We start from the raw sequence: 15,687 nt of genomic DNA on the forward strand, positions 1-15,687 counted from the left end.
CAGCGGCGGGCCGACTCCACGGGCAGCTCGGCCATCAGCTCGCCGAGCACCTCCAGGTCCATGACCAGGTTCCACACCGTCTCGTCGAAGACGGCGAGGTCCATGCGGGTCAGCGTGTACTGCGGCTCGGTGCCCGCGGTCTCCTTGTCGCCGAGCTGTGTGGGCAGGAAGGGGTGGTAGTCGAGGATGACGGGGTTGGAGGCGGCCTCGACGTGCAGCCGTACCTCCTCGCCGCCCGCGACGGGCGCCCCGATGCGGACCCACTGGTTGCGCGGGTTGAGGCCCTTCACCGGGGTGCCGTCCGGCCGGTAGACCAGGCCCTCGCACTGGAAGCCGGGCATGTTCTCGTCGAAGCCGAGGTCGAGCAGGGCCTCGACGGTGCGCCCGGCCCAGGTCTCCGGGACGGTCCCGGTCACCCGGAACCAGCTGGTGCCCCACGGAGCACCCCAGCGCGCGCCCACCTCGATCGGCTCGGTCTCGGCGGCAAGCCCCTCCTCGACCGGCACGGGTTCGCCGGGGGCGTGCCAGACCGTGACCTTCAGGGGCACGGACTCGGGGTGGACGGCGGGACGGATGCGCTCGTCGAGGACGCGCTTGAGGCGGCCCTCGACGAGGCTTCGGTCGTCATGCATACGGGATGCTCCGTAGGTCGTACGTCAGCTGGTGGTTACCAGGTGTGGGTGGCGGTCGCGGGGGCCGACGAGGAGTACAGCTCCCCCACCGCGCGCACGTCGAATCGTGCCTCCCGTTCGCCCTGCCCGGGCTGGGGGCCGGTCACGAAGTATGCCCGCCGGGAAAGCGCCGGGTGCCGACGGGAAGAGACTCCGGTGCCGGTGGGCGGGGTGGCGGCGCGTGGGACCGGCAGGGCGGGCCGGGCGGGTGTCAGGGCCGCCGAGCGGGACGGTGCGTGTGGTGGGGTTCACCGGCGGGTGCCTCCCGGTGGGGCGGGGAGCACCTGATCGGGAGTGACGACTTCGGTGATGCCGCGCGCGGCCAGGTGGTCGCGGTCGTCCGCCCGCTCGTCCAGCACGGTGGTGGGCCGGGCCCCGTCGGCGACCAGCCGGAAGAAGGCGTCGAAGACGGGCCCGCCGGGGGCGCAGTGGGAACGCCGGGCCGGATCGGCGGGGACGACGAGGGCGGTGGCGCGGGTGGCGGGCGCCGGCCGCGGCTGCCGGGCCGCCGCCGCGAGGACGCGGGCGAGGTCCTTGGGCCGCCGGTCGTTGGTGAGCAGGCCGAGCCCGTATTCGAGTTCGGGGAAGTCGGCGAGGTCACGGGAGACGTCGTGCGAGCACCACCAGGTGATACCCCACAGACCGGGGCAGTCGAGCGCGTTCGCGACCGTGGCTTCGGTGAAGGCGGCGGCGTGCTCGGCCGGGATCAGCGGGGCGGGGGCGCCGACCTCCTGGAGCCAGACGGGGCGGTGCGGGTCGTCGGCCCATGCCTTGCTCAGCTCGACCAGGTAGGCGGCGTGGTGCTCGGTCGGCACGGAGACCCGTCCGTGGCGCTGGGCGGTGCCGTTGAACACCCAGGAGTGCACGGCGGTCAGGTCGCCGATGCGGGCCGAGTGCGCGGGGGTGAACGGCTGGTCGTCCTGGTACCAGGCGGCGTCGTACGAGGCGTGCAGGTGCAGCTTGTCCGGGGCGCCCTCGGCGCAGGCGGCGAGCAGCCGGGTCAGCCAGCGCTCCGCCTGGTCGGGGGTGATGCGGTCGGGGTCGGGGTGCGGCCCGGCGGCGAACTGGTTGACCTCGTTGCCGACGGTCATGCCGATGAAGTTCGGCCGGTCGGCGAGGGCGGCGGCCAGGGTGCGCAGGTAGTGGGCCTCGCCCTCGACCACGTCCGGGTCGGTGAAGATGTTGCGCCGGTGCCAGGTCCGGGTCCAGGCGGGCAGGAAGTCGAAGCTCGACAGATGGCCCTGGAGCCCGTCGACGTTGACGTCGAGTCCGCGTTCGGCGGCGGCGTCGGCGAGCGCCACCAGGTGCTCGATGGCGCGCGGCCTGATCAGGGTGCGGTTGGGCTGGAAGACGGGCCACAGCGGGAAGACGCGGATGTGGTCCAGGCCCAGCGCGGCGATCGAGTCGAGGTCGGCGCGTACGGAGTCCGGGTCGAAGTCGAGCCAGTGGTGGAACCACCCCTGGCTGGGGGTGTAGTTGACGCCGAAGCGCACGGCAGAGGACATGGAGTTCCCGGTTCTTCAGTGCGTACGTGGGGAGTTCGGGTGTCTCAGCCCTTCACCGCGCCCTCGCCGACGCCGCGGAAGAAGTACCGCTGCAGGCAGGCGAACAGGGCGATCAGCGGGGCGACGGCGATGACCGTGCCGGCGGCGACGAGGCGTTCGTCGTTGGCGAAGGTGCCGTGCAGATAGTTGAGTCCGACGGTGAGGGTGAACTTGGACGGGTCGCTCAGCACGATGAGCGGCCACAGGAAGTCGTCCCAGGCGCTCATGAAGGCGAAGATCGCGACGACGGCGAGGGTGCCCTTGACGGCGGGCAGGGCGATGCACAGGAAGCGCTGCCAGGCGTTGGCGCCGTCGACGAAGGCCGCCTCCTCGATCTCGTAGGGGAGGTTGCTGAAGGCGTTGCGCATCAGCAGGACGTTCAGGGCGTTGACGCAGCCGGGCAGCAGCACCCCGGTCAGCGTGTTGTTCAGGCCGAGGTCCCGCATGGTCGTGAACTGGGCGATGATGATGCCCTCCACGGGCACGAGCATCGCCAGGACGAAGACGAGGACGGCCACCCGGCGGCCCCGGTAGCGCAGCCGGGCCAGGGCATATCCGGCGAGCGCTGAACCCACGCAGTTGGTGACGACGCTGGCGGCGGCGACCTTCAGCGAGTTGAGGGCGTAGTCCCAGACGGGGATGGTGTCGGCGACCCTGGTGTAGTTGTGCAGGGTGGGGTGGCTGGGCAGGAACGTCGGCGGCGAGCTGAAGATGTCCTCGGTGGGGCCCTTGAGTGAGGTGGCCAGCTGCCACACGAACGGGCCGACGGTGACGGCCAGGACGACCAGCAGCAGGACGTAGCGCAGGACGAGTTCCCAGCCGGGGACCCGACGGCCGTGCTCGTCGGTGATCCGGGGCGGCCGGCCGGTGGCGGGCCGTGGCCCGGCCGTTGTCTTCTCGGTGACGGTCATGACTCCTCCCTCCGGTCGGCGCGCATGACCAGCAGCATCAGTGCGACGGTGACCACGAAGACGACGACGGACAGGGCGGAGGCGTAGCCGACCCGGCCGGTCAGACCGGTGCCGGTGCGCTGGACGAGCATCACGAGGGTGGTGTCCTCGCCGGCCGGGCCGCCGTTCGGGCCCGCCATCAGGTACACCTCGGAGAACACCTTGAACGCGGCGACCGAGGACAGGGCGGCGACCAGGACCATGGTGGAGCGCACGGCGGGCACGGTGACCGTGCGGAAGCGCCGCACGGCGCCCGCGCCGTCCACGGCGGCGGCCTCGTGCAGTTCGCGGGGCACGTTCGCCAGCGCGGCGAGGTAGATGATCATGTAGTAGCCGAGGCCCTTCCAGACGGTGACGGCCATGGCGCTCAGCAGGAGCAGCCACTGGTCGCTGAGGAAGCCGACCTTGCCGAGCCCGACGGTCCCCAGGAGGGAGTTGATCAGGCCGCGGTCGTCCAGCATCCACACCCAGATGAGCCCGACCACGACGATCGAGGCGACGACGGGGGTGTAGAAGGCGGACCGGAAGAAGGCGATGCCGGGGATGTTCTTCTGCACCAGCAGCGCCAGCAACAGCGGCAGGACGACCAGGGCCGGGACGACGACGGCGACGTACAGCGTGCTGTTGCGCAGCGCGGTCCAGAACGTGTCGTCGTGGAGCAGTTCGCGGAAGTTGGCGAGGCCCACGAAGCGGCCCGGGATCAGGGTGCGGCGGTCGGTGAAGGCGTTGACCAGCGTGGAGAGGAACGGGTAGAGCACGAAGGCGCCGGCGACCAGCAGCCCCGGGGCGGCGAACAGCCAGGGGCTGGTGGGCAGATGGCGCCGTACCCGGATCCGTACCGTGAGATTCGCCATGTCCGCTCAGCCCTGCTGCGTGAGGAGCTGGTCGCAGGCCTTGACGGCGTTGTCGAGAGCCGACTTGGGGCTCTCCTTGCCCTGGAGCGCCTTGGCGACCTCGTTGCCGAGCGCCGTCTTCATCTGGTCGCTGAACAGGACCGGTGTGTAGTTCACGGCGTTCTTCAGGGACTTGGCGGCGGCGACGCGCACCCGGGTGTCGTCGGTGCCGTCCTCCTTGGTGAAGTACGGGTCGTCCAGGGAGCCCGCGGTGCTCGGGAAGATGGCGACCTGCTTGGCGAACGACATCTGGTTCTGCGCGTCGGTCACGTAGTGCGCGAAGGCGACGGCGGCGGGCGTGTGCTTGGTCCGGGAGTTGACCATCACGCCCATCACGTACATGTTGACGTGGCCGGTGCTGGTGATCTGGTCGGTGATGCCGATGTTCTTGTACAGGTTCGGCGCGTTCTTCTTGAAGTTGCCGAGGTCGAGCGCGCTGCCGGGGTTCATGGCTACGGCCCCGGTGAGGAATTTCTTCCCCGAGGACTCCGGGGTCGCGGTCAGGGCTTGCGGGTCGAGGGCCTTGGCGTCGAACAACTCCTTGTATTTCGTGAGGAGTTCCACGCCCTTCGCGTCGTTGAAGGCGAAGCCGGTGCCCTGGTCGTTCATGAGCTGGGCGCCGTAGCGGCCGAAGTCCTCGATGGTGGGCACATTGGCGAGGGTGGCCACCTTGCCCTTGCTCTGCTTCGCCATCTTCAGTGCGTCCGCGAAGAGATCGTCATAGGTCTTCGGGGGCTGCTCCGGGTCGAGGCCCGCCTGCTTGAAGAGGGACTTGTTGTAGAACAGCGGTCCGGTGTTCAGGTACCAGGGGAAGGCGTACGTGCCGGTCAGCCCCGGTATCCGATTGCCGCTCCAGGCGCCGTCCAGGTACTCCTTCTTGTACTGGCCGGCGGACTTGTCGAGGTCGAGGGCGAGGCCCGCCTTGGCGAGCGGGGCGAGCAGGTCGGGAGAGACGTTGACGACGTCGGGCAGGGTGCCGCCGGCCGCGTCGGCGCTGAGCTTGTCGGGGTAGCCCTCGGCCGGCTGGTCGATCCACTTGACGTGAGTGCCCGGGTACTTCTTCTCGAAGTCCGCGATCACGCCCTCGAAGTACGACTTGAAGTTGGCGCGCAGGTTCCAGGTCTGGAAGGTGATGTCACCCTCGACCTTGCCCGAGGCATCGGTCGAACCGCCGCCGTCACCGCCCGATCCGCAGGCGCTCAGCGGCAGGACGAGAGCGGCGACAGCGGCCGTCGTGAAGGTTCTACGGGAGATACGCACAGTCCCTTGCTCCTTTGCAGTGGATGGACCGAAGTTGCCCGGCCAGACATTGCACGCCGCTCGGCGAGCAAGTCAACGGATTTCGCCAGCTAAATTCATTAGTTGCCGGATGTCCCTGGTCACATCGCTGTCGACGGTGCATCCGCCGGTACGCGAAGGGGATTGTCACGATCGCTAATGCGCTTTAGAGTGCTTGCGCTCAAGCGCATTAGTGGATCGCCGCGCGGACGCCGGCGGAGAAGGGGGCAGGGTGCCAGCCAAGCGGACACCGGCACGCCGGCCGACGATGAAGGACATCGCGCGCCGCGCCGGGGTCTCCGAGAGCGCGGTGTCCTTCGCGCTCAACGGCAGACCCGGGGTCTCCGAGACCACCCGGGCCCGAGTGCAACGGGTCGCCGAGCAACTGGGCTGGCGGCCGAACACGGCGGCCCGCGCGCTCTCCGGCGAGGGCGCGGCCACGGTGGGTTTCGTCCTGGCCCGGCCCGCGCACACGCTCGGCGTCGACTCGTTCTTCCTGCAGTTGGTCTCCGGCATCCAGGAAGTGCTGGCGGAACGCCATCTCGGGCTGCTGTTCCAGGTGGTGGAGGACATCGGCGACGAGTGCGCGGTGTACCGGCGCTGGTGGGCGGAGCACCGGGTGGACGGTGTCCTGGTGGTCGACCCGCGGGCCGAGGACCCGCGTCCCGGTCTGCTCAACGAGCTCGGCCTGCCCGCGGTGCTGATCGGCGGGGCGCCGGACGAGGGCCACCAGGGTCTGTCCACCGTGTGGGCGGACGACGCGGGCGCGATGGCCTCGGTGGTCGACGAGCTGACCGCGCTGGGCCATCGCCGGATCGTGCACATCGCGGGGCTGCCGGCCCTCGCCCATACCCGGCGCCGCATCCGCGCGCTGCGGGCCGAGGCCAAGCGGCGCGGCCTCGGCGAGGTGGAGTCGGTGACCACCGACTACTCGGACACGGAGGCCGCCGCCGTCACGCGCCGGGTCCTGGACTCCGCCGCCGCGCCGACCGCCCTCGTCTACGACAACGACGTGATGGCGGTCGCCGGCGTGGCCGCCGCGTCCGAGCTGGGTTTCTCGGTGCCGGCCGACCTGTCGGTGGTGGCCTGGGAGGACTCGGCGCTGTGCCGCATCGTCAAGCCGTGGCTGTCCGCGCTGTCGCGGGACAGCGTGGAGTTCGGGTGCACGGCGGCGCGGGAGCTGCTGGCACTGCTGGACGGCGGCCCGGCGCGGACCGTGCGGGTTCCGGTGCCACGGCTGATCGAGCGGGACAGCACGGCGGTCGTGCGGGCGGATTGAGTCCGGCCCGCCGCGGGGTGCACGCGCCGCGGCGGGCGGCGGACGGGCCGTGCGGCCCGGGGGCGGCAGGGGCCGGAGCAGGGCCGCTCGCGCCGGGCGGCGGACCGTGGCCCGGCGCACGGGTCGTCGCCCTGGGCACCACGGCGTCCTTCATGGCCGGGGAGGAGCGGTGCGGCCCCTCCCCGTGGTGCCGGGCCGGCAGCGAGGACACCACCGGCCCGCTCCACGGCCCGCGGCGCTCGGCCGTGGGCGTCCGTCCCTGCGTCAGCTGCGCCATTCCACCTTGAAGACCCATGCGTGCCGGCCCGCCTTCCGGGCGGCCGCGGGGACGTCGACGACCAGGGCGCCGTTGCTGATGTGCCAGGTCAGGGGCCGGTCATGGCCCAGCATCGTCACCTTGTCGCCGCTGCGGACGGGCACCGGCGCCTCGACGGTGAGCTTCGCGCCCGGCTCGGCCAGCGAGTGGATGTAGAAGGCGGCGCCGGGGCGGACCGTGAAGCGCAGGTCCTCGCCGAGCTGCGCCATCGACGACCAGTACGTCGTCCCGTAGATCGCCTCGCCGTTGACCCGCAGCCACTGGCCCGTCTCCCGCAGCCGGGTCTGCATGATCTCCGGGATCGTGCCGTCGGCGCGGGGGCCGATGTCGAGCAGGAAGTTGCCGTTCTTCGAGACGATGTCGACGAGGCTGTGCACGACCTCCTCGGTCGTCATGTAGGCGGAGTCCGGGGTCGCCTGGTTGTAGCCGTAGCTGCGCGGATCGAGTCCCCGGCTGGCCTCCCATTTGGCGACCACCGTGCTGTCGTACGTCGTGTACTCGGGGGTCGTGAAGTCGTGGAAGGAAATGCCCGAACGGTCGTTGACGGCGACCTCGACGGGCCGGGCGCGGTCCTTGGCGTGGTTGAAGTACTCGGCGAGGACCCGCAGGCTGTCGTTGGCGCCGCCGATGTCGCACCAGATGATCGCCGGGTCGTAGCCGTGGATCAGCTCCAGCATCTGCGCGGCCTGGTAGTCCTTCACGTAGTCCTTGCCCGCGGTGTAGCCGGTGTACGGGACGGACTGGAGGGTGTACGGGTTGCGCGGGGCGTGTCCCATCCAGGGGTTGTCGGGGTTGAACCACTCGGGCATGGAGAAGTACAGCCCGCGGTGGAGTTCGGGGGTGTAGCGCCTGGACGCCTCGAAGAGTTCCCTGACCAGGTCCCGCTTCGGGCCCATCCGCACGGAGTTGCGGTCGGAGACCTTGGTGTCCCACAGGGCGAAGCCCTCGTGGTGTTTCGAGGTGAGGACGTGGTACTGGGCGCCCGCGTCCCGGAACAGTTCCACCCAGGACCGGGGGTCGAACCTCTCGGCCGTGAAGCGCGGGATGAAGTCGTCGTAGGCGAAGTCCTCGCCGTAGGTGTCCCGGTGGTACGCGTGGACGGCGTTGCCCGGGTCCTGCATGTGGTTCCAGTACCACTCGGCGTACTGCTTGCCGACCGGCGACCAGGCGGGCACGGAGTAGACGCCCCAGTGGATGAAGATGCCGAACTTGGCGTCCTGGAACCAGTAGGGCGCCTGGTGGCCGGCGAGGGAGCCGTCGGTGGCCTGGTATTCGGCCGTGCCGAGGGTCAGCTTCCGCTGGAGCGCGGCGGCTTCGGCGCCCCGTCCCTGCACGCGGACCGTGCCGTCCTGCACGGTGCCGGGTGCGGTGCCCGCGCCGTTGCGGATGCCGACGCGGACGCGGGTCTGCTCGCCGGGGCCCAGGCGGCGGATGCGGGCGGGCTCGACGGTCCGGGCGCCCGGCACGTCGACGCGCACGGCGACGTCGTCGGCCGCGAGGACGGCGACGGTGCCGGCGTTGAGGACGGTGGCCTCGACGCTCTGGGCGCCGCTGGACTCCAGGAGGGACTGGGTGGAACGCGCGTCCCGCAGGATCAGCGCCCGTCCCTGGGCGACCGGCTGCAGGCTGAGCGCGAAGACGTGCAGGGCAGTCTTCCCCTCCGCTGCCGGGTTGGTGACCGGCAGCGTGATCGCGACCGCGTCCCGCTGCGGGTCGATCCACACGTCCGAGGTCCCGATCCCGACGCCGTGCTCGTCCTTCGTGCCGTCGGGCCGGTACCGGTAGGGCGTCGACAGCGAGCCGCCCGCCGCGTACCAGTCGGCGCCGCCGAGGCCGGCGTTGGTGGTCGTGCCGTCGGCGTAGTGCACGGTGGCCCGGCCGGAGGCGTTGCCGTAGCTGCCCGCGGTGAGGAAGACGGCGGACAGGTAGCGGCCCGCGGGCAGGTCGATGCGCTGGCCGAGGGCGACGACGTTGTTCGGGGTGCCCTCGGTCGAGGCGGGGAAGTCGAAGGGCACGCCGTCGACCTCGATCCGGCCGGCGGGCAGTTCCTCGCCCGGGAAGGTGTAGCCCGAGCCGTCGAAGTCACCGCCCGGGGCGGCCGCGCTGTCGATGCCGTCGTTGTCGAACAGGCCGGTGAGCGGCACCGTCAGCGGGTCGGGGACCGTGCCCCAGGGGGCGGGTGGTCCGTCGGTGCGGGCCTGCAGGCCGGCTGGGGCCTCGGTGGCGGCTCGGGCCTGCGGGACGGCGGTGAGCGGCAGGGCGGCCGAGGCGGCGGCCACCGCCGTGGCACCGAGAACTTGACGTCTGGGATACGTACTCATGAGCGGCTCCCCATTCATCGGATGTCTGAAGATTGAGCGGGTTCCGGATGACTGTCAATGGGTGCCGGAGTCATAGCAGTTGAGTCATTGGTCGGATGACCAGGGAGCCGACCAGCGGACGCCCGGTAGGCATCCGACAGCCGCCCGGCAGGCGACCGGCCCGTCACAGCGGCGCCGGCCGCCGGCCAGGGCGTGCAAAACCCGAGGACAGGGCAGGCGTTCGGGGTCCACGGCCTCTCGACGCGAGGCCCCGGACGGGGCACAGTTCTCTCTGCGTACTCACGAGTAGGCACCCTCCCTCACACCCCGGACCCCAGGAGCGCCCGTGACGAGTTGGGTCGGCCGCACCGCCGCCGAGATCGCCGCCGCCGTACGAGAGAAGCGGGCCGCGCCCCGCGAGGTGGTGGCCGAGCACCTGGCCAGGATCGAACGGCTGGACGGCCGGATCGGCGCGTTCCGGACCGTCCGTGCCGAGGCCGTGCTCGCGGAGGCGGAGGACCTGGCGGCCCGCTCCGATCTGACCGGACTTCCCCTCGCCGGCGTGCCGTTGGCCGTCAAGGACAACCTCGCCGTGCGCGGCGAGTCGAGCCGCAACGGCTCCGCCGCCACCCCCGACACACCCGCCGCCGCGGACCATCTCACCGTCGCCCGGCTGCGCGCGGCGGGCGCGCTGGTCGTGGGCCTCACCAATGTGCCGGAACTCTGCGTCTTCGGCACCACGGAGGGCGTGCACGGCACCGCCCGCAACCCCTGGGACGTCACACGCACGGCGGGCGGCTCGTCGGGCGGCAGCGCGGCCGCGGTCGCCGCCGCGATGGCACCGGTCGCGCTCGGCAACGACGGCATGGGTTCGCTGCGCATCCCCGCGGCCAACTGCGGGCTGGTCACGCTGAAGCCCGGGTACGGGGTGGTGCCGGCCGGGATCGGCAACGGCGACTGGTTCGGCATGGCGGAGAACGGGCCGCTGGCGACCACGGTGGGCGATCTGCGGCTGACCCTCTCGGTCCTCGCGGACGTGCCGTTCCCGCCGCCTGGCACGCCGGTGCCGCGCCGGATCGCGGTGTCGCTGCGCAGCCCGCTCGCCGGGGTCCTCGTCAGCCGGCCGTATACGAACGCGGTCCGGGCGGCGGCGGACCTGCTGGCCGGGGCGGGCCATCGGGTCCGGCGTGCCGAGCCGCCGTATCCGGCCTCGCTGGGTGTCACCGCGCTGCGGCACTGGTCGGCGGGCACCGCGAAGGACGCCGAGGGTCTCGATCCGGCGCGGCTGGCCCGCCGCACCCGGGTGCAGGCGGCGGTGGGCCGCCGGTTCGCCGGCTCGGTCCCCACCGACGGCGGGCGCGAGCGCCTGCGCGCCCGGATGACCGCGTTCTTCGCCGGGCACGACATCCTGCTCACGCCGGCGCTCGCCCGGCACTCACCGCCGGCCGGGCCGTGGCACGAGCGGGGCTGGCTGCGCAACGTCCTCGTGAACGGGCGGTACGCGCCGCTGACCGGGACCTGGAACCTGACCGGCTGGCCCGCGATGTCCGTCCCGTTCGGCACCCTGCCCTCGGGCGCACCCTGTGCCGTGCAACTGGTCGGCCGTCCCGGAACGGAGAGCGATCTGCTGGCCCTCGCCCAGCAGTTGGAGGAGATACGCCCCTGGCGGCGGACGGCGCCCGTCGGGTAGGCGCGGGACACGGAGCGACCGGCGTGAGCCCCCGGCCGGGACGGGGGCGCGGACGCCGGCCGCCCTGGTCAGTCGAGCGCCCGGTACATGATGTGCAGGCCCACTCGGCCGTGCCGGGGGTGGTCGAAGACCTCGGGCACCGTACCGAGGATTCCGAAAACCCAGGGAGGTCCACAGCGCCACGGCCGGGTTGGTCTCGACGACCGCGTTGAAGACCATCGCGCGGTAGCCCTGCGCGGCGGCCTCGGCCAGGACGTGTGCGGCGAGGGCCCGGCCGACGCCCCGGCCGGCCCGGTCGGGGTCCACCATGAAGGCCGCGCCCGCGACGTCGGCCGCGGGGCCGCCGTAGTTGGGGCCGAGGCGGGCGGAGCCGAGCACCGTGCCCGCCGGGTCCTCGGCGACGTACACCTTCTTGGCCGGATCCATCCACAGGGCGCGGGCCGTCTCCTCGGGGGTGTCCGGGTCCCAGGTGTAGGTCTCGCCTGCGGCGACGATCCGGTGCCAGAACGGCCAGATCCGCGGCCAGTCGCCGGCCGCGGCCTCTCTGATCAGCATGGGCGTGAGTCTCGCACGCACGCCCATGCGCCGGCGATCGCGCCGAAGCGGCCCTGGGTCAGTCGACGCTCGGCAGGATGTGGGGTTCGGCGAGGTCGTCCTCGTAGCCCGCAAGACGGATCGGCGCGGACCGCGCCCACACGTCGAGGCTGCCGAGCTCTCCGGGCCGGCGGCTCGCCCGCTCCGGGCGTTCCTTGGGGCGCTGATCGCAATTCGTCTTCTCCGGTGTCACCGCGCACTCCTTATGTGTCGGGTCACCCTCGGGGCGTACCGGGCAAGGTGCGGTCCGGTGCTCGACGCCCGCTCGGGCCTGAAGGGTCGGTTCGGACGCGGTGGCGCCGGTCACTCGTAGCAGAGCCGGCTGTGGTGAACCGGCCCCGGGACGGACCGTGGGTGTGGGTGGACCCGGTGGTGTGGTCCGCCATCCACCAGACTAACCAAATGAGCGGGGGTCCGCTCGATCGGGAGCGAAAACAAGCTGTAACTTCTGTGCGTCACTCCGTGCACCGTCGACACCATCTTGCTCCTGTTTGTAACGTAATGCGCCACTAAAGATCATCCGTTCGGAGCAACCATCGAACACAGGACCCCAGCGCTGTGCAGTTCAAGTGCCGTTGGCCGGGTCGCAAGCTCCCCATGATCTGCTGACGCCAGGCAACGGCTGTCTCGCAGGAGGACTGACGCATGGAGCTGCGCAGCGTCGAGGAGCTGATGGATCTGCTGTACGCCTGCCGGTACGAGCACGCGCTGCGCACCGCCGCGCTGCTGCGCCGCGCCCGCCCCGCCGACAAGGAGCTCCAGGTGGCGGGGCTGGTGCCGGGCATCGGGCAGGTGCTGTGCCCCGGTGACCCGGCGGGGCAGGCGACCCGCGCCGCGCAGGCCGTGCGTCCGCTGCTCGGCGAGCGGGTGTACGGCCTGGTGAGCGACCGCGGACCGGCCGCCGACGACGATCTCCAGCGGCTGCGCCACGCGACCGAGGAGGGCCGGACCGCCGCCTTCGACGCGGGGGTCCTGGAGGACTGGCGCACGGTCCTGGAACTGGTGGCGGCACGGCACTCCCGGCTGGGCGCCGTCGACTGACGCCACCCGCCGGCGGCCTGTGGTGGCTTCGCCCCGCCCCCGGTTCCGGGGCGCGGTCACCACTTGCCGGGTGCGTAGTCCTTGAGGAAGACGCCGTACAGGTCCTCGCCCGACTCGCCGCGCACGATCGGGTCGTAGACGCGCGCGGCGCCGTCCACCAGGTCCAGCGGGGCGTGGAACCCCGCCTCGGCGAGCCGGATCTTGTCGGGGTGCGGACGCTCGTCCGTGATCCACCCGGTGTCCACGGCCGTCATCAGGATGCGGTCCTTCTCGAACATCTCCTGGGCGCTGGTGCGGGTGAGCATGTTCAGCGCGGCCTTGGCCATGTTGGTGTGCGGGTGTCCCGCGCCCTTGTAGCCGCGGTCGAAGACGCCTTCCATGGCGGACACGTTCACGACGTAGGTCCGCCGGGCCGCCGCAGCGGCCATCGCCGGGCGCAGCCGGCTGATCAGGATGAACGGCGCCGTCGAGTTGCACAGCTGGACCTCCAGCAGCTCCACCGGCGTGACCTCGTCCACCGACTGGATCCAGCTGTTGGTGTCGTGCAGGTCGGGGACCAGCCCGCCCGCATCGATCGCCGTACCGGCCGCGATGCGCTCCAGGGACGCCGAGCCGGAGACCAGCGCCAGCGAGGTCACGTCCGCGGCGGTCAGGGCGCCGCCGGCGATCGGCAGCTCGGCGACCGCGCCGGAGCCGAAGGTGCCGATCACCTCGGCCGCCGGCAGCTCGCCGGCCGGCAGCGGGGCGGACTCGGCGGCCACCAGTTCGCCGTACGCCTGCGGGGAGCGCCGTACGGTCTGCGCCGCGTTGTTGATCAGGATGTCGAGCGGGCCCGCGGCGGCGACCGAGTCGGCCAGCGCCACCACCTGGGCGGGGTCGCGCAGATCGATGCCGACGATCTTCAGGCGGTGGATCCACTCGTCGCTGTCGGGCTGGGCCTTGAAGCGCCGGATCGCGTCGTTCGGGAACCGCGTCGTGATCGTCGTGTGCGCGCCGTCCCGCAGCAGCCGGAGCGCGATGTACATCCCGATCTTGGCCCGGCCGCCGGTGAGCAGCGCGCGCTTGCCGGTGAGGTCGGCGTGGGCGTCCCGGCGGGCCCGGTTCTCGGCGGCGCACTGCTGGCAGAGCTGGTGGTAGAAGTAGTCGACCTCGACGTAGCGCTGCTTGCAGATGTAGCAGGAGCGGGGGCGCTGCAGTATCCCCGCGATCTGGCCCTGACCGGTCGAGGAGGAAGGCAGGACGCCCTCGGTCTCGTCGTCGATGCGCTGGGCGGAACCGGTCGCGGTGGCCTCGGTGACCGCCTTGTCGTGGGCGGTCTTGGCGGCGCGGCGCTCCTGGCGGCGGCGCTGCTTGACCGTGCGGTAGAGGTGCGAGGTGGCCCGGCGCACCTGGATCGCGTCGGGGTGGTCGACCTCGATCCCGTCGAGTTCCGCCAGCACGCCGAGGCACACGGCGAGGCGTTCGGGGTCGATGCCCGGCCCGTACGCCGCCTCTTCACCGGCCTCGTAGGTCGCCTCCGGGGCCGTCGGGCCGTCCTCTGTCACCGTCATCGCACTGCCGTTCCCTGATCACCGCACGGCGCTCCGGTCGCGCCTGCCGTCGAAGGCGGAATTTTACGGAGCCCCCGGCCGCACCGCCAAACCCGTTCGGCGGATACCTGCTGCGTACGGGCCGGGCGGCGCGGCGATCAGGGCTCGCAGACCGCGATCAGGGCCTCGGTCTCGTCCGTCACCGCCCGGGCCAGCCGGTCGAGGTCGGGCACGGCCCGCGCGTCGGCGACGAGTCCGTAGTGGACCCGGCCGCGGTAGGTCGAGATCGCGACCGCCAGGGACTGGCCGGGGGCGAGCGGGGCGAAGGGGTAGACCTCGGTCAGCTGCTGCCCGCCGAGGCGCAGGCCGAGGCCGGGCAGCGGCACGCTGGTGACCAGGATGTCGAACCAGAGCCGGGCGGCCTGGCCGACGAACGGGCCGCCGAGCCGGTGCCCCAGCGCGGGCACGTGGTCGGCGAGCAGCGCCACGGCACCGGCGCCCCGGTTGGGTCCCGCGTCCTTGTTGCGGTCCATCGCGGCACGGACCGTGCCGAGGCGGCGCAGCGGGTCGGGGTCGCCCACCGGAAGCCGTATCAGGTAGCCGGAGAGCCGGTTGCCCTGCGGGTGGGCGGTGCGCGGGCGGCGCTTGGAGACGGGGATGAGCGCGCGCGGCGCGGCCCCCTCGCTGCCGTCGCCGCGCTCGTCGAGCCAGCGGCGCAGGGCGCCGGCGACCACGGCGATCAGTACGTCGTTGACGGTGCCGCCGGCGGCCTTGCGGATCCGGTGCACGTCGTCGATGTCGAGGACGGCGCCCGCGGTGCGGCGACTGCCGCTGGAGGGGGCGGACAGCGCCGGGCAGGAGCGCGCGTCCAGCGTGGACAGGGCGACGGCGGCGCCGATGTCGAGGGCGCGGCCGACGTCGGACAGGGCCCCCCGCAGCAGGCCGGGCAGTCTGCGCACGTCGGGCACCGGACGGCTCGGCGGCTCGGCGGGGCGGGCATCGCGCCCAGGGCCCAGGTCGACCGGGTCGAGCACTCCGGCGGCGAGCTTGAGCGCCCGCAGGCCGTCGGCCAGGGCATGGTGGAACTTGAACAGCACGGCGAAGCGGACCCCGTCCGCACCGGGCAGGACGTGCGCCTCCCAGGGCGGCCGGCCGCGCTCCAGCGGGCACTGCATCAGCCGGCCCGCGACGGTCTGGAAGTCCTCGGTGGGCTCGTGCAGCCGCACGTGGTCCATGGGGTCGAAGCCGGGATCGGGTTCGCGGGCCGCCCCGCCGAAGACGAGCGGGAGGGCCAGCGGGGAACTGATCGGCTGCCACACGTCCCGGATGCGCATGCGCAGCCCGGGCACGGCGGCGGCACGGGCGGCGAGCAGGTCGGCGGCGTGCGCGCCGGCCGTGGGCGAGTGCGCGGTGAAGACGCCGAGCGCGCCCAGGTGCATCGGGTGCAGATCGGATTCGATGTTCCAGAACGCCAGGTCTAGGGGGGCGAGCAGATCGGAAGTCAATGGCTTGCCTCGGATCGGCGGTGAGTGGACGAGCAGTCAACCCCGATCCACAATTACGGTCAAGTATTATCAAACTACGCATAGTTAACGACATATT

At 72.0% G+C, this 15,687-nt stretch carries 11 protein-coding genes and 2 pseudogenes; 3 read left to right on the forward strand and 10 right to left on the reverse strand.

Annotated elements, in window-relative coordinates; all coding sequences use genetic code 11:
- The 5 genes and pseudogenes from ACFYPJ_RS28670 to ACFYPJ_RS28690 form a co-directional block, all read right to left on the reverse strand.
- A pseudogene (locus ACFYPJ_RS28670) lies at positions 1–632 on the reverse strand (alpha-mannosidase); the annotation flags it as partial.
- Between the two features lie 287 nt (positions 633–919).
- Positions 920–2,176 carry a glycosyl hydrolase gene (locus ACFYPJ_RS28675; RefSeq protein WP_389023135.1) on the reverse strand — a complete coding sequence of 419 codons (1,257 nt, stop codon included), beginning with the start codon at positions 2,174–2,176 and terminating at the stop codon, positions 920–922.
- Positions 2,177–2,220: 44 nt separating this feature from the next.
- On the reverse strand, positions 2,221–3,126 hold the full coding sequence (locus ACFYPJ_RS28680; protein WP_389023138.1) for a carbohydrate ABC transporter permease: 906 nt from the start codon (positions 3,124–3,126) through the stop codon (positions 2,221–2,223).
- A complete protein-coding gene (locus ACFYPJ_RS28685; protein ID WP_389023141.1) occupies positions 3,123–4,019 on the reverse strand; it encodes a carbohydrate ABC transporter permease in 897 nt (298 codons plus the stop codon). Before ACFYPJ_RS28685 ends, ACFYPJ_RS28680 begins: the two co-directional genes overlap by 4 nt.
- Positions 4,020–4,025: 6 nt before the next feature.
- Positions 4,026–5,318: an ABC transporter substrate-binding protein gene (locus ACFYPJ_RS28690; RefSeq protein ID WP_389023144.1), complete on the reverse strand. Its 1,293-nt coding sequence runs from the start codon at positions 5,316–5,318 to the stop codon at positions 4,026–4,028.
- 250 nt (positions 5,319–5,568) lie between these two features.
- Between ACFYPJ_RS28690 and ACFYPJ_RS28695 the strand changes: the two genes are divergently transcribed.
- Positions 5,569–6,615 (forward strand): LacI family DNA-binding transcriptional regulator, encoded by a 1,047-nt coding sequence (locus ACFYPJ_RS28695; protein ID WP_389023147.1) that lies wholly within the window; start codon positions 5,569–5,571, stop codon positions 6,613–6,615.
- A 264-nt stretch (positions 6,616–6,879) separates the two neighbouring features.
- Here the strand turns inward: ACFYPJ_RS28695 and ACFYPJ_RS28700 are convergent, their stop codons facing one another.
- On the reverse strand, positions 6,880–9,252 hold the full coding sequence (locus tag ACFYPJ_RS28700; RefSeq protein ID WP_389023150.1) for an alpha-L-fucosidase: 2,373 nt from the start codon (positions 9,250–9,252) through the stop codon (positions 6,880–6,882).
- 325 nt (positions 9,253–9,577) lie between these two features.
- Between ACFYPJ_RS28700 and ACFYPJ_RS28705 the strand changes: the two genes are divergently transcribed.
- Complete coding sequence (locus ACFYPJ_RS28705) at positions 9,578–10,921, forward strand: amidase (protein ID WP_389023153.1); 1,344 nt, start codon at positions 9,578–9,580, stop codon at positions 10,919–10,921.
- 68 nt (positions 10,922–10,989) lie between these two features.
- Here ACFYPJ_RS28705 and ACFYPJ_RS28710 read toward each other — a convergent pair.
- Positions 10,990–11,476: pseudogene (locus tag ACFYPJ_RS28710) on the reverse strand (GNAT family N-acetyltransferase).
- A 58-nt stretch (positions 11,477–11,534) separates the two neighbouring features.
- Complete coding sequence (locus ACFYPJ_RS28715) at positions 11,535–11,708, reverse strand: hypothetical protein (RefSeq protein ID WP_389023155.1); 174 nt, start codon at positions 11,706–11,708, stop codon at positions 11,535–11,537.
- Positions 11,709–12,160: 452 nt separating this feature from the next.
- Here ACFYPJ_RS28715 and ACFYPJ_RS28720 point away from each other — a divergent pair, with 452 nt between their 5' ends.
- Positions 12,161–12,556, forward strand: coding sequence for a hypothetical protein (locus ACFYPJ_RS28720; protein ID WP_389023157.1), 396 nt, complete (start codon positions 12,161–12,163; stop codon positions 12,554–12,556).
- A gap of 56 nt (positions 12,557–12,612) precedes the next feature.
- On the opposite strand, the gene ACFYPJ_RS28725 is transcribed toward ACFYPJ_RS28720, so the two are convergent.
- Positions 12,613–14,106, reverse strand: coding sequence for an SDR family NAD(P)-dependent oxidoreductase (locus ACFYPJ_RS28725; protein ID WP_389023160.1), 1,494 nt, complete (start codon positions 14,104–14,106; stop codon positions 12,613–12,615).
- A gap of 137 nt (positions 14,107–14,243) precedes the next feature.
- Positions 14,244–15,590: a wax ester/triacylglycerol synthase family O-acyltransferase gene (locus ACFYPJ_RS28730; RefSeq protein ID WP_389023163.1), complete on the reverse strand. Its 1,347-nt coding sequence runs from the start codon at positions 15,588–15,590 to the stop codon at positions 14,244–14,246.
- Between the last annotated feature and the right edge of the window lie 97 nt (positions 15,591–15,687).

This window comes from Streptomyces sp. NPDC006012 (assembly GCF_042871185.1).
Classification (GTDB): Bacteria; Actinomycetota; Actinomycetes; order Streptomycetales; family Streptomycetaceae; genus Streptomyces.